Source organism: Mammaliicoccus sp. J-M40 (assembly GCF_022386395.1).
In the GTDB taxonomy this organism is placed as follows: domain Bacteria; phylum Bacillota; class Bacilli; order Staphylococcales; family Staphylococcaceae; genus Mammaliicoccus; species Mammaliicoccus lentus.
Map to the genome: position 1 here is coordinate 69624 of NZ_JAJNIQ010000012.1, position 13783 is coordinate 83406.

17 protein-coding genes are annotated in these 13783 nt (G+C 31.5%); 12 read left to right on the plus strand and 5 right to left on the minus strand.

Features of this window, described 5'->3' with window-relative positions; translation table 11 throughout:
* The first annotated feature begins 2 nt into the window (after positions 1-2).
* The 12 genes from LQ688_RS11985 (at position 3) to LQ688_RS12040 (ending at position 9528) form a co-directional block, all read left to right on the plus strand.
* Entirely contained in the window at positions 3-1583 is a 1581-nt protein-coding gene (locus tag LQ688_RS11985) for a prophage endopeptidase tail family protein (protein WP_239752801.1), read from the plus strand.
* Positions 1576-2103: a hypothetical protein gene (locus tag LQ688_RS11990; protein ID WP_239752803.1), complete on the plus strand. Its 528-nt coding sequence runs from the start codon at positions 1576-1578 to the stop codon at positions 2101-2103. The genes LQ688_RS11985 and LQ688_RS11990 overlap by 8 nt, the downstream gene beginning before the upstream one ends.
* Positions 2104-2115: 12 nt before the next feature.
* A complete protein-coding gene (locus LQ688_RS11995; protein WP_239752804.1) occupies positions 2116-3825 on the plus strand; it encodes a phosphodiester glycosidase family protein in 1710 nt (569 codons plus the stop codon).
* Between the two features lie 11 nt (positions 3826-3836).
* Positions 3837-5480, plus strand: coding sequence for a BppU family phage baseplate upper protein (locus LQ688_RS12000; protein ID WP_239752805.1), 1644 nt, complete (start codon positions 3837-3839; stop codon positions 5478-5480).
* Positions 5481-5495: 15 nt separating this feature from the next.
* A complete protein-coding gene (locus LQ688_RS12005; RefSeq protein WP_239752806.1) occupies positions 5496-5867 on the plus strand; it encodes a hypothetical protein in 372 nt (123 codons plus the stop codon).
* A complete protein-coding gene (locus LQ688_RS12010) occupies positions 5854-6078 on the plus strand; it encodes an XkdX family protein (protein WP_239752807.1) in 225 nt (74 codons plus the stop codon). The genes LQ688_RS12005 and LQ688_RS12010 overlap by 14 nt, the downstream gene beginning before the upstream one ends.
* 68 nt (positions 6079-6146) lie before the next feature.
* Positions 6147-6470: a hypothetical protein gene (locus LQ688_RS12015; protein ID WP_016998727.1), complete on the plus strand. Its 324-nt coding sequence runs from the start codon at positions 6147-6149 to the stop codon at positions 6468-6470.
* Positions 6471-6480: 10 nt separating this feature from the next.
* Entirely contained in the window at positions 6481-6924 is a 444-nt protein-coding gene (locus tag LQ688_RS12020) for a hypothetical protein (RefSeq protein ID WP_239752808.1), read from the plus strand.
* Positions 6925-7233 (plus strand): phage holin, encoded by a 309-nt coding sequence (locus LQ688_RS12025; RefSeq protein WP_239752809.1) that lies wholly within the window; start codon positions 6925-6927, stop codon positions 7231-7233.
* A gap of 49 nt (positions 7234-7282) precedes the next feature.
* The gene (locus tag LQ688_RS12030; RefSeq protein ID WP_239752810.1) at positions 7283-8662 is read left to right on the plus strand and encodes an N-acetylmuramoyl-L-alanine amidase; all 1380 of its coding nucleotides are present in this window, start codon (positions 7283-7285) and stop codon (positions 8660-8662) included.
* Between the two features lie 352 nt (positions 8663-9014).
* Positions 9015-9179, plus strand: coding sequence for a hypothetical protein (locus LQ688_RS12035; RefSeq protein ID WP_204169226.1), 165 nt, complete (start codon positions 9015-9017; stop codon positions 9177-9179).
* Between the two features lie 19 nt (positions 9180-9198).
* On the plus strand, positions 9199-9528 hold the full coding sequence (locus LQ688_RS12040) for a hypothetical protein (protein ID WP_239752811.1): 330 nt from the start codon (positions 9199-9201) through the stop codon (positions 9526-9528).
* A gap of 20 nt (positions 9529-9548) precedes the next feature.
* Here LQ688_RS12040 and LQ688_RS12045 read toward each other — a convergent pair whose 3' ends face one another.
* The 5 genes from LQ688_RS12045 to LQ688_RS12065 all read right to left on the minus strand — a co-directional run bounded on the left by LQ688_RS12045 (position 9549) and on the right by LQ688_RS12065 (position 13159).
* A complete protein-coding gene (locus tag LQ688_RS12045) occupies positions 9549-10232 on the minus strand; it encodes a hypothetical protein (protein WP_239752812.1) in 684 nt (227 codons plus the stop codon).
* Between the two features lie 78 nt (positions 10233-10310).
* Positions 10311-10727, minus strand: a complete 417-nt coding sequence (locus LQ688_RS12050; RefSeq protein WP_239752813.1) for a YolD-like family protein — start codon at positions 10725-10727, stop codon at positions 10311-10313.
* On the minus strand, positions 10724-11038 hold the full coding sequence (locus LQ688_RS12055; RefSeq protein WP_239752814.1) for a hypothetical protein: 315 nt from the start codon (positions 11036-11038) through the stop codon (positions 10724-10726). Before LQ688_RS12055 ends, LQ688_RS12050 begins: the two co-directional genes overlap by 4 nt.
* Before the next feature lie 372 nt (positions 11039-11410).
* Positions 11411-11827 carry a cytidine deaminase gene (locus tag LQ688_RS12060; RefSeq protein ID WP_239752815.1) on the minus strand — a complete coding sequence of 139 codons (417 nt, stop codon included), beginning with the start codon at positions 11825-11827 and terminating at the stop codon, positions 11411-11413.
* 627 nt (positions 11828-12454) lie between these two features.
* Positions 12455-13159, minus strand: a complete 705-nt coding sequence (locus LQ688_RS12065) for an Ltp family lipoprotein (protein WP_239752816.1) — start codon at positions 13157-13159, stop codon at positions 12455-12457.
* Positions 13160-13783 lie beyond the last annotated feature (624 nt).

Sequence of the window (13783 nt, forward strand, 5' to 3'; positions counted from 1 at the left end):
ATTTGGAAAATTTAATCGTATTAGACCGTAAGCGTACAATGGCTGAAATACTAATCGACTTTGATTACAGTTCATTTAAATATGAGTATGAGAAGAATAACGAGCGTCAAATATCATTCACTGCTTACAAAACGAATGTGAACGCTGATGTGTTCAACATGCTACAGAATGAGGCCATTCTACAGTGGAAAGGTCAAGACTATATAATTAAATCAACGTCCGTTAAGTCGGATAATCTTACGCTTGTCAATGAAGTAGTTGGCAAGCATATTTTTATGGAGTTTCAAAACCATTATATAGATAAAGATTTAGAAAACGAAGAAATGAACAGCGATGACACAGAAGAAATAAAACCTAGTTACACACTAGAGCAGTATTTGGACTTTGGTTTCAGAGGTAATCCATTAGGCTTTAAATATGTAATTAAAGGCAACTTTAATAAACGTGTTGTGATTGATGAACTAGGCGATAAAAACGGTTTAGAATATTTGGTCGAAGGTGCAGATTTATTTGGTTATATCTACTTTGCAGATAACAAAACCATTTATATATATGACGATGTAACATTTTACGAACACTCTAATGAAGTTATTCGATATAAATACAATACAGATGATGTACAAGCGTCTGTAAGTACAACAGAAATGAAAACTTTTATTGAGGGTTATGGTAAGAAGAAAACTGCTAAAGAAACGAAGAACTACAACCCTATCAAGACACCAGCACTTACGTTTAAAGGTAACTTTATTAAAACAGGTACATGGCGAACAGAAACAGTTGGAGCGTCATTTGAGGTACAAGTTGACTGTCGTTGGGGCAATGAAACTTTAATGTTCAACTTTAAAAAAGGTGAAAAAGGTGGCGTATGGGACTTTTATTTGGATGGTGAGTTCTATGAAACGATGAGTGCTTGGAGTAGAAGAACGGTCACTGAACCATTAGTCATTGCTAAAAACTTATCCAAAGGCAAACACACATTCAGAGGTGTATTCAAAGGTAAAGATTCAACTGTGAATTATAAAGATAACAAACCAACGGGATATGTCGGTACTGAAAAATCAAACATACTTAATGTGACAGCTGTGTTGAAAGGTAAGGAAATGTACAAGTATTATAAATCGGTTAAGTCTAATAATTATGAAAAATTCGGCCACATGAAAGCACCTACTGTATATGATGACAACGTTGAGAGTGTGGAAGACTTAGAAAAGTTACTACGTGAGCAATTGGTTGATGAACCAGTTATCGAAGTATCAACAAACTATTTAGGGAGCGAAGAAGATAAACAATATATAGAAAATGACATGATAAAAGAAAATTCTATTGTTTATTTAAAACATCAAGCGTTAGGTTTTGATACTGATTTAAAAGTTGTGAAGTTAACAGAAAGTCATCCACTTATGAATGAACCAGTTGAGATAGATTTCAGCAATACACCTAAAGACATTATTCAAATACAACAACTGATTAATCGTAACATTAAAAATGTTAAGAATGCTTTAAAGTATGGTACGAGTACAACGGTTAACGTATCAAGTGGCGTCAGTTGGGTATCGACAGGAGTGGTAACAGTAGATGAGTAAAAATATAGAAATCAAAATGGCATCGGATAATGGCGAACAATTTTATACACGAGCGCATGTTGATGGTTTAGATGGTTTTGAAGAGTATTACTTAGAACAGATAGATATTGCTAATAGTCTGTCATCATTCCAAGAAAACCATATACAAGATACAGGATGGATGGATTATCAAGTCGGGACAGATGGCAAGAATGCACTTTATGAAAATGATGGTTTTAAGTGTGGTATTCGTAGAATATTTTATGTGTACGGAAACGAAAAGACTGGCCAAAAATATGTCACTAAAAAAATGATACGTGTTAATATCCGTAATTTTGCTAACGGTCAACAAGTTGCACAATTACCAAGTGGATTTATGAAATACACTCAAACATTTTACTCACGTTCTGGTAGTGGTAGACAACCTATTATGGTTGAAATTAGGTCAAGTGGTGCAGTTAACGTTTATATAGATAGTTCTAACCAATCTGGTAGTAATAACAACAACTGGATATATGCACAATTTGAATGGACAGAATAAAGGAGGGTTTAAATGGAACGATATAAAGATAATTTCCCTAGAAAAGTAAATGACCAGTTTAGAGGTAACGTGATACACAACGCTAGAATGTCACAAAAAGATAGAGAAACTCTTTTTAAATTGGCGCAAGATTATAAGCAAAAGAAACAATCAAATGAAATAAAACATGGTAACTCTACTGTAGAAAAAGAATTAAAAGGATTACAGAATCAAGTTAAAAATATCGTTAAAGGTTCAAATGGTGACGGTTTAGCAGAAGTAAAAGATATGAGAGTAGATATTGACGGTAATCTCCATGATTTAGCTCAAGATAGGTTGAATGTAGATTTCGAAAAAATTAATAACGTTGCAAATAAAGCGAAAGTTCTTGCAGATCAACACGAACAAAAGATTGAACAAACAGCTTTTTATAATGATGTCTATATGCAAAAAGGAAGAAAATATGAAACAACTTACTATTTGACTTACATCCCTCATAAAGATGAAAACGGGAATTTAATTAAAATAAAAAAAGGTGTGTATGGAAACAACCCGAATAATCCAGAAGCAATAACGCCATCTGAATTCGCTAAAAAGACAAATGCAACTTTTGTGAGTAATGCTTCCACATTTAGCACAAACCCTACAAGATTACACGGTGAACAAATACTAAACGGACAAATATTAAAAAGTGTAAAAGGAGACGAATATAGCGAAATAGATAAAAGATGGACATTAGCCATTAGTGACGATAATAAATTAGAAGCGTTCCATCCTGGTATCAAAGCTGAAGAAATAAGAAGTAAAGGGTATAACAATACAATTAGTGGTTTTGGACCATTGATAATTGCTGGTAAAAATGTACTCGATGATGTTGGATATAGTTCTAATGATGCAGAAAGTCACCCACGACAAATCATAGCACAATTACCAAATAAAGATATTGTGTTTCTCACTTGTGATGGACGTGAAACTAACCATAAGTGGTCAACAGAAAAAGGTATGACATTAAAGGAAGTTGTTAATACAATATTAGATCATTACGATGTAGAATTTGCTTTCAATTTAGATGGAGGCGGTTCTACATCTTGTGTTTTACGCTCACATAAAGTGAACAAATCCCAAGACATTAACAAAACATCTGAGAGAAAGGTTGCTGATTTTTTATATATAAACAAGGAAATTGTGCAACAAAGGGATAAAGATATCCAAAATGCTTATTCAGATATAGGAGAAGTTAGGGATATGTTACAAAAAGTTTATGGGGAACTATATTACTTTAACAAAGCACGTTCGCAAGAATTTGGGGTGACTGGATACAATAATTATTCAGGTTTCATAGTTTATGACGATAAAGATAGTGCTAAGAAAAAATTCTATATGACACCTAATGATTTTAAATTTTATGATTATAATTCTGCAAGCACTTGGTTTAGAGTTACCAAAGACTATATGCAATTTATGGGAAAAGCGTTAGCTACTAATTATAGTTCACCACCTCAAGTTACAGATTTAAACTCTATTGAGCTAGGAGGCACTTATTTTGCTTTAAAAGACGCTAAAGGTGCGCCTTATCCTGGTACAAGTAGTGCAATGGTTACACAATATAATATTAACGTGTCATTAAAAGATAATGATGTTATGGCGTTTCAAGTAGCAACACCATTTATTAGGAACGATAGTTATAAAATGAAACGCAGAAGTTTTACAGAAGGTAAATGGTCACAATGGTATGAAGTATAAGGAGGGATTAAATGTATAATAAAGAAGGTCGAATAAAACTCGAAACAACAGCACATATACAAAATAGATTAGATACTAATATACAATTTTATAATACTGATATAGGGACTGCCGACTTAGTTTTCAATATAACTAGAAACGGTAGTCCTTTATTAGTGAGTTCAGAAAACGCTGATGTGTTCTTAATATTAAAAAATGGCAAGAATTACATTGTAGATGACGTTGAACCAACTGACCCTATGAACGGGCGTTTGAAGTATACAATACCAAATGAGTTCTTGGGCTTAACTGGTAAAGTAAATGGTCAATTGTATATCGCAGTACATGGCAAAGAGGATATTGTTACAGAAGTGGAGTTTAGTTTTAAGATTGCTGATAGTTTAATCAACACAATACCAGCAGTTGATAAGATTAACGAGATTAGAACGTTCCAAGAATTCAGAGAAAACATAATGACCACTATTAACGAGATTAACGAATCATTAGCTAATGGTAAAGATTATGTATCACAAATGGAAGGTACTAAAGCTAGTGGTATGAAAGCGTTGAATGATAGAAATAGAGAAGTCATTAGCCAATTAGAAAATAACGCAATAGCTTATGGTCAAGCTTTAGCAGATGCAAAAGACGGTGCTGTTAGTGAAATTGATGATAAAGGAAATAGTATTAAGCAAGAAATAGAGGAAATGAATATTTTCGCTAGTGACAATTGGCAGAAATATAGAGTCACTGATGAAAATGGAACAATCGACATATTGAAAAACTTCGACTTTAATATTGATGCTGACTTAATTGGTTCTAAATCATTTTATGTAACAAACAGTGTGAATGGACCTAGTAATTTAACACCTAATGGTTTTGTAACTCTATTAGATAGAACAAAGGCAAATAAAAAAATAATATTTCAACCATACAACAGTAGCAGAATATTCATACGAACAAAAAACAGTACTTGGTCAGATTGGCAAGAAATAGCTACAGAAAGAGGTTTTAATAGGCGTATAGCATTAGGAGCGCTAGATGATGAAGCTTCTGAATATGATAACATCCTTGACTTACCAGCTGGGTTATATGAGTGTGTTATTCCTCAAGATGCTTTCCTTTATAATGCGCCACTAGACCCTAATGGTAGTAGATATATTGCGGAAATTGATGTTACTGAAAGCATGGAAGGTCGAAAACAAATATATATAATATCCAATTATAACAACGTTGAATATAGAGCTACTATACACACTGATGGAGATTTCAGAGGGTGGAAAAAGGTACAGAACGAAGAAGAATTTAACGCTTTATTTAATGACACAGGTTGGATAGAGTGGAATACAACAAATGGTGCTACTAAAAGAAATAGTGACAATCCATTTGAGATTGGTAATGAATATAGAATAAGAACTGTGAATGGTGTAAAAATCGCACACTTGAGAATTCATGTCAATAATGTTACTACACAAACGGTGATTGGGAGAGTACCACAAGATATTACAAACAAATATCAAGAGTTTCTAGTCAGAACACCTGTGACTAAAAACCCTGCTACAGTTCGTGTGGATATAGATGGAAGTATAAAACTATTTTTGAATTCTAACGACTTAGATAATTGGAAAACTTCAGATTATATTCGAGTTGAAACAAGTTGGATAATCGACGAATAGGGGGGGTAGTTAATTATGTTGCAAATATGGCTATATGATGGCACGCCGATTTTGGTACAATCTTCATACGATATACCAGAAAACAGTACATTAATACCACCTATTGATGGTTTGTATGAGCCAATACAGTTTGACCCAGATACAGAAACATGGAGTGGTGGAGATGGCTATATCCCTGAACCAGAGGAACCTGTAGAGCCACCAACTACGCCAGACCAAACTCTTATTATGATTGCACAAGCTAATATGACTATTGCTAAACAATCTAGTCTGATTAAAGACCAAGAGAAGTTAACCAAAGCACAAAATCAACAAATTGCTGATAGTTATATGGCACTAGCTAAACAAAACAAAAAGAAAGAGAGTGATAAAGATGGTAACGAGTAACGATATATTCCCACCTTTTTCTACTATTAAATATCTATATGACAACAATGCTTATACTGATCTAGATATTTATACATTTGTCGAACTTGAATGTTTAACCAAAGAACAATATACAGAAATCACAGGGAACCCGTTCCCACAAGCAGTGGACGAACCAACAAATATAAACGTTCACGCACATTCATATCAAGCAACAATCGAAGCAGAATAAATCACAAGGCGCTTACTTATGTAGGCGTCTTTATATATATAAATAACTTATAGAGAGTGGGTGTCAGATTGATTGATGACATGAGCAACGAAGATTTGAAAGACCCAACTAAATTACGGCTTGTCATTAAAGATTTAAAAAAGAATTTAAGTGATGCGAGAAAAGAGTTATTGAAATTGGATACTGTCATTTCAGAAGATGAAAAGGGATTAAAATGGCTAGTCCATGACTTAATCGATGATGTTGAAACGATTGACGATAAATTAAATGGTTTGTTAGATGCTCAAAAAGACACCCGTAAAACGGTAAAAAATACAATCCTTTCTGGGAGTATAGGGACTGCTATAACCATTATAGTGGGTTTCGTACTCAAACAGTTAGGCATATGGTAGGTGATTAAAAATGAGAAAACTAGCGACTATAGAACAGATTAATATTCTTTATGCACCTTACTTCGCACTAACATTATTTTTCGCTGAAGAACTGTTTTATAGAGAACAATCTGAATTATATAAGTCTTTATTAAAAGTGATACCGAGCCAAATTGGTTGGTGTATCTTCGCTTTAATTATTACAGGACTATATATACTGTCAATGTTCTTTAAATACCACGGTTTCATAATGTTTGTGAATGGTATAAGTGGTATTTTCTTCACACTAATTTCAGTAACGTATTTATTCACATATCCAAATATAGGCTTAGCCATTTTTGCATTAGTTGGGTTTAAGAGTTTCCAAGAAGTTTTCAAGATAAGCAACAAACATGAACAAGACAAAACAGAGAAGTATAAGAAAGAAATTAACTCAAAAGGTTCTATTCATGAATACGAGAAGGAGGAAATATAAATGAAAAATGTAGACGCAGGAACACTCACAAGAATTATTGTATTAATGTTAGCTTTAATTAACCAGGGATTAGCTTTAAGTGGCTTTAACCCTATACCAGTAGACGAAGATGCACTTTACCAATTTATATCAATGGCATTTATGGGTGTAGCAAGTATTTGGGCATGGTGGAAAAACAACCCTGTGACTAAAGAGGCTAAATGGGCAGATGAGAAGAAAGATAAATATAAAGCTGAAAAGAGAATGGCTAAAGCATCAGGCTACGCACCCGTGACAGAAGAACCAGTTGACGGATTAAAAAATAAATAAAAATTTAGGTAACCTTTTATCGGTTGTCTTTTTTAATGAGGTGAATTAAATGGCAGTTACAAAAACAAAAGCACAAGCCCATGCTTATATGAACAAATTAAAAGGCAAAGGGTGGGACTTTGATAATGCTTATGGTTGGCAATGTTTTGATTTGGTTAACTTTTATTGGAACTATTTAACGGGTGGTCAGTTATACGGATTATATGCTAAAGATATACCATTCAAAAATAACTTTAATGGATTAGCAACAGTGTATGAGAATACACCTTCATTTTTACCACAAAAAGGCGATATTGTTGTTTGGAATGGCAATTGGGGAGAAGGTGCAGGCCATGTAGCTATTGTTCAATCTGCAAATATTAATACTTTTGTTTCACTAGATCAGAACTGGTGGGGTGGTGGAAGAAATAAAACAGAAGTGGCACAATATATTAGTCATACGTATGATTTCCCTATGTATTTCATTAGACCACATTACAAAGCTAAATCTACAGTTAAAGATAAAGTTACAAGTGTTGTTAAACCGAATACTAAACCAAAGACTAAGAAGAAATTTGTACTTGTTGCAGGTCATGGTTATAATGACCCTGGTGCTACAGGTAATGGTACGAATGAACGTGATTTCATCAGAAAGAATATCATTGATAATGTAGCGAAGTATCTAAGACAAGCAGGTCACACAGTTACGTTATATGATAAGAAACAAGATATGTATCAAGATACTGCTTATGGTTATAATCGAGGAGATAAAAAGAAATATGGTCTATATTGGGTTAAGAACAAATTAAAACCAGATGGCGTCATTGAATTTCACTTAGACAGTGCAAGTTCTAGTGCTAGTGGTGGCCATGTGATTAAAAATGCTTATGCAGCTGATAGTATTGATAAAGGCCTACAGAAAGCGTTAGAGGACACAATAGGGACAATCAGAGGTATTACAACACGAAATGATTTACTCAATGCTAACGTAGCTTATAGTGAGAATATTAACTATCGCTTAATAGAAATGGGCTTTATTACGAGTAAGAAAGATATGGATTATATTAAAAATAATCTGCAAGCCTTTACTAAAAAACTTGCAGAAGGTATTCATGGTAAACCAATCGGAGGTTCATCAGCAGGTAAGAAGAAAAAGATTACTTGGAAATGGCCGGGTCGATTCTATCCTAACGCATCTAAAACTGGTATCAAAGTTAGAAAAAATCCCGGATTAAAAGGTAAAGTTGTAGATAAGGGGTCATGGTTATATACAAAAGATGATTGGGTAGATTTTATTTCTGTAACTAAGAAAGATGGATACTGGTGGGTACGTTTCAAATATCCTACTAATCCAGCTGCTGGATACTTTTATTGTGCAGTTTGTGAAATAACAGATAAAGAAGAAAAGATTAAGAAAGAGAAATATTGGGGCAAGATTAAATGGAAATAGACTAACTAAATGTGTGATATTCTATAAGTCTTGTATTATAACAACTACACAAAACTCTACTTAGCGGAAACTAGGTAGGGTGTTTTTTTATTTGCAAGTTATAAATTCAGATGATATATATAAATATATAAACATTTTTCTTCCGTTTATGTATACTTCCGTAAATTCACCCTAGCTTATTCAAATAGGTTAGGGTTATTTTTTATGTCTAATAAGTAAATGTAGATGCTATAAAGTTAAATAATTTCATATTTTACAAACAATTTTTGTTTACATTAGATTAAAAAAGGTATAATGTTAATAGAAGCAAAGGAAAATCTATACCGTTTTACTATTTGGAGGAGATGGTGAAATGTATATGACAAAGAGTCGAAATGAAAGTATGTACACAAAGAAAAACACACGTAAATTAAACATAAAAAAGTTGAAAGAAAACGCAGTACGAGTCAATGAAGTCAATGGACGAATCAAATTAGACAAACGTAATCAAGCGGATATAGATTGGTATTTTGGATAATATATACGAACGAGGAGATATGCACTGGTGTATAGTTTTCTTCGATGAACCTTACAATAAAGGTGAAAATAAAGAAAGACCTATCTTTATTTTAGAAAGGGATGAAGAAGAAGTATATTTCTTTAGAATCACTTCTAATCAAGGAGAAGAACATCAAAGAAAATATAGACCACCTCTATTAAATTGGAGGGCATATGGATTATCAAGACCGTCGTATATAAATATAGAAACGCCTTTGTTAGTTAGAGATTTAAACTATTTTAGCAAAGCTACTTACATTGCAAGAGCTAAAGATATAGATATACAAGCTGTAGAAAATACATTAATAGAATTAGGTTTCTACGAATAAAACCCACCTTAATTGGTGGGTTATTTTTTGAATTTTTTAGCATCCTCCCATTCGACTTTTAGATAATCTGTTATCCAATCTGATATTTTTTGAAAACCTAAATACTCAGTTTGATGATGGTTAATATTTTTACCATAATTATATATAATAGTTGTATTAAGATTTATTTTTACAAGATTTTTCGAATTGTTGATTATATTATTAACTTTATTATTAACTTCTCTATCGTACATTTCTAACATAATGCGTATATTAATATGTGAATAATATTCGTTTTTATCATTTATCACTAATCCGAACTCAAGTTTTTGATTACTAATTTTATTATTTATATATTTTGAATATAATTTAGAATAAATCTCTTTGTCTTTTGGTTTGATAGGAAAGTAGGTTTTTAGTCTTTGAATAGAAGCTTGTAAATACGTATAAGCTTCTAAGTAATCCTTTTCATCTTGAGTATAATTTGTAGAGGGAAGCATGATAAGCAAACCAGTTGATTTGAGTCTTAATGTATTCGATCTAATATTTAAATCGTATAAACATTGTCTAACGTCTTGTATCCAATCAATTCTGGATTTTGTAATTACGTTTGCTTTAATTTGTTTTCTGTTGTTAAGTAAACTAACAACATTATTAACAAATATAGCAAATGCAGCAATAGCAGCAGTTAATAAAGGAATAATAAAACTAGTAAAAAAATTCAATGGTTCACTCGGAATTAAATCATTAAAATCTAAGTGAAAAATTATTCTAAACATTAAATCACCTTTTTACTTTATATATTACTCTATCTCCATAATACAATCCATATCTAAATACATAACTTGTTTGTTCTCTTCATTAATTACTTGCAGCATGTTCAACTGTTTATCAAACTTGTGTATCTCACACTTCAATTCTTTAATATATCCATTATGCCAGTATTTTATAGTAGAAACTGGATTATAAAACATCTTTTCTAACAATACATGGTTTAAATCGGCTAGGGCTGATTCGCTTAATTCTGGTTTCTCAATTTTATCTTGATCACGTATGTGTTGATTAATTTCTTCATATTGTTGTGGCATAGTCGCAAATGGTGCCCATTTTATCATTCCACGTCCGTGTGGTATACGTGGATTAAGATATTCTCTTGGTATCTTTCTATAATCTGTTTCGTATTTATATGGTTCTGGCATATCATGGTTAATGACTTTCATATAATCACCACATTAAGCTTCTTTAGGTTGTATATACCAAAATTTAAATCAAGTATCATCATAATTCTTTTATTTGGTGAGATATTAACATCTTCATAGGTTTTCGACAATATTTTAAGATACTCTTTAAATAGTATGATATTCGAATTATTGTTATTGATTTTTTCTAAATGTTTAGCGACATTTTGTTTTTCTTTGTATATAAAGGTATCATTAATAAATATTGCAGCGTCATCAGTTGGATCTATATGCTCAAGTGTGTAAACAAGAGACTCAAATTTACTTACCATAAGGTTCATGTAATTACTCATAATCAAAAACACCCTTCGTATAATATATAGTTACATTATACGAACAAGTGTTCTATTTTGTAAAGTGGATTATTTAGTATTAAAGCTTAGTCATTTTTATATAGATTGTTGATATTTTATACTATATTTTAATTTACGCCAACGACACGCCAACAAGTAGTTGAAAACACTGGTGTTATGGCATTTGAGGAATCCCTCTCAGGACGCTAATAAGTAAATTCCGTTACATCTCGTTACTAAAAACGAAGTTGTAACGGAATTTTTTGTTTATAGTGAATTACTGTTTACTAAGGTAATTGCTCCGTAACTACACTAAAATAATTAGAATACTCATCGTCAATAAAGCAATTGGAATAAAGTAATTATGATTTATTACTCGACAAAATCTATATCATCATAGGCTTTTGTCCAATGGTTAGGTTGTAATTCTTCTAGTTTTTTATATTTAACTTCTTGATTTTCGTTAGTTACACCGACTTTTATTTGATTACCCCAATATAATAATCTTTCTTGACATGTCCCGCATGGCGTAAGTATTTTAAATTCACTCTTTTCGTCATCTCTAACAACGCAAATTGAGTGAGTTATGATGTCTTGGTATTTATGTGCTTCTATGATTGAAACTGTTTCAATACATAATGCACTAGAGGCGTTTATGATTTCTGGGGCAACTGAAGTGTATATTTTACCATTTTTTGAATACATTGCTGCTGCACCTCCCCATCCTTTTGGATATCTTTTTTTTATTAGTGCTTTAGCGTCTTCGAAAAGCTTTTGTTCGATATTCATTTTTTATCCCCTTAATTTTTGTGTTTTTGAAACGAGTGTAAACGAATTTCTTCTTGTTTTGATACTATGTAAACTACCCAGTGATAAGGGCGGTGATTTTTTACGTTATCATATACATAGAAAAAGTGCATATCTACAGAGTGTAATAGAAGTAAACTGTTACTGACGTTTGGTCTTTTTTATTTTCAAGCTATCTCCATAATACAATCCATATCTAAATATATAATACATTTTCATTTTTCTGAGTGTTTCTAACATTGAATGTTATTTTGTGAAAAACATTCTTTTTCATAAGTCCATCAAATACAGCATCATCAAAACTAGATTTAATATATTCATTAAGTTTTCTTATAGTTTCTTTAGTATGCGAATTTGTGAATAGATTAATAAGGTTCTGATAATTTGATCGAGTAAGACTTTTAACATAATATTACTGATTTAAAACCTTGTATCAATTCTAGTAAATGCTTTTCCCATGATGTTTAGCATCTTTGGGTGATTCAAAACAAAGTTTTCTGTATCTTTTTCCCTCAAAAGCTGAAATTATATTGATTTTTTCCCATGTTTAGAAACTTTCATATTTACACTCCTTACTAAAAAACCTCACGTGTTAGGTGAGGTACTTACTTATTTATCCAAGTTATCGATAGCGTATTGAGCTTCTTCTGGTGTGAATTTATCACCAGCACTTGATGTTAATTGATCGCATAATTCTTCATTAGACATATCCATTATGTTGATGTAGCTTTTGGCAGACTCTAAAGCATTTTTTTTATAATCAGCTTTTAAATTTTCCACTGCATATCTAGCAATATCTTCTGGGTATTTATCACCAGCTTTTGAAGTTAATTGTTCAAAGATACCTTCTTTTGACATATTTAGATATTCAGAATATGATTTAGCACTACTCAAAGCTGCTTTTTGCTCTCTATTAGGTTTATTATCTTCTTTTTCTTCTGTTAAACTTTCTTTAGTTGAAGATTCTACAGTAGTTTTTTCTTCCGTTTTAACTTCTTCAGTTGAAGGTTCTACAGTAGATTTTTCTTCAGTAGACTGTTTCGTAGGTTTAGATTCAGAATTCTTATTAGTAGTATTTTTAGCTTTGTCTATTGTTTCAGTATCATTTTTGCTGACTGTGTAATCATCACTTACTGGTAATGCAACAAAAATACCAACAAAACAAGCGAAACCTACTAGAAATAAAACTATTGAACTAATTATAGGAACTTTAATATTTCCTTTTTTAACAATTCTAACAATGGTGATGATAAACATTGTTAGAAAAGCAATTGAAATAAAAAACCATAAAACTGTAAAAATAAAACTTCCCATGTAAAACTCCCTTTCTTATTAGAAATTATATATTAAAACACCTTTAATGGATTACTTTCTATAATATAAATCTAATTGCAGGTGATTAAACCAATTAGCAGTTCATACACATTTTTTAATCTAGATAGTGCCGTCATAAATAACAATTGTAATAAGGCAATTTCTAATTTCTGATGTTCTTCTTAAAAAAAGTATAACTATCTCTATTAATATAGGCTACATTGAATACCCGTTTACGCATATATCTTCTCCAATATTAGCACCAGTAGTACTATGTCTAGTAAAAGATATTTTCTCATTATGGTTATTATATTTGGATTTATTTTCCTTGATAGAAAATAATTACTTGGAAAATTATCAGATATTGCATAATAATTTGAGCTTTAATTGTATATAATTACCTTAACAATATTGTAAAACTTTAACTAAATGAGTAAAAGGTAATATTTTTACATTAAAGTTACATATTACAATTTATAAACTAGAGTAAGCTAGCTATATTTTTATTAAAGGAGTGGTTTGGTTGGTGATGAGAATATGTCCATATAATTGTGTAATAAAAAAAGAGCCAAATATAGCTCACTTTAGTACAATGTAATCGACTAAGAAAATATTGTAGAGGTG

What these genes read in the sequence shown, in the direction of transcription:
- LQ688_RS12055 (WP_239752814.1), bottom strand. Translation starts at nt 11,038, where the DNA reads ATGAGTAATTACATGAACCTTATGGTAAGTAAATTTGAGTCTCTTGTT.
- LQ688_RS12035 (WP_204169226.1), top strand. Translation starts at nt 9,015, where the DNA reads ATGTATATGACAAAGAGTCGAAATGAAAGTATGTACACAAAGAAAAAC.
- LQ688_RS12020 (WP_239752808.1), top strand. Translation starts at nt 6,481, where the DNA reads ATGAGAAAACTAGCGACTATAGAACAGATTAATATTCTTTATGCACCT.
- LQ688_RS11995 (WP_239752804.1), top strand. Translation starts at nt 2,116, where the DNA reads ATGGAACGATATAAAGATAATTTCCCTAGAAAAGTAAATGACCAGTTT.
- LQ688_RS12025 (WP_239752809.1), top strand. Translation starts at nt 6,925, where the DNA reads ATGAAAAATGTAGACGCAGGAACACTCACAAGAATTATTGTATTAATG.
- LQ688_RS12030 (WP_239752810.1), top strand. Translation starts at nt 7,283, where the DNA reads ATGGCAGTTACAAAAACAAAAGCACAAGCCCATGCTTATATGAACAAA.
- LQ688_RS12000 (WP_239752805.1), top strand. Translation starts at nt 3,837, where the DNA reads ATGTATAATAAAGAAGGTCGAATAAAACTCGAAACAACAGCACATATA.
- LQ688_RS12040 (WP_239752811.1), top strand. Translation starts at nt 9,199, where the DNA reads ATGCACTGGTGTATAGTTTTCTTCGATGAACCTTACAATAAAGGTGAA.
- LQ688_RS12010 (WP_239752807.1), top strand. Translation starts at nt 5,854, where the DNA reads ATGGTAACGAGTAACGATATATTCCCACCTTTTTCTACTATTAAATAT.
- LQ688_RS11990 (WP_239752803.1), top strand. Translation starts at nt 1,576, where the DNA reads ATGAGTAAAAATATAGAAATCAAAATGGCATCGGATAATGGCGAACAA.
- LQ688_RS12005 (WP_239752806.1), top strand. Translation starts at nt 5,496, where the DNA reads ATGTTGCAAATATGGCTATATGATGGCACGCCGATTTTGGTACAATCT.
- LQ688_RS12060 (WP_239752815.1), bottom strand. Translation starts at nt 11,827, where the DNA reads ATGAATATCGAACAAAAGCTTTTCGAAGACGCTAAAGCACTAATAAAA.
- LQ688_RS12050 (WP_239752813.1), bottom strand. Translation starts at nt 10,727, where the DNA reads ATGAAAGTCATTAACCATGATATGCCAGAACCATATAAATACGAAACA.
- LQ688_RS12065 (WP_239752816.1), bottom strand. Translation starts at nt 13,159, where the DNA reads ATGGGAAGTTTTATTTTTACAGTTTTATGGTTTTTTATTTCAATTGCT.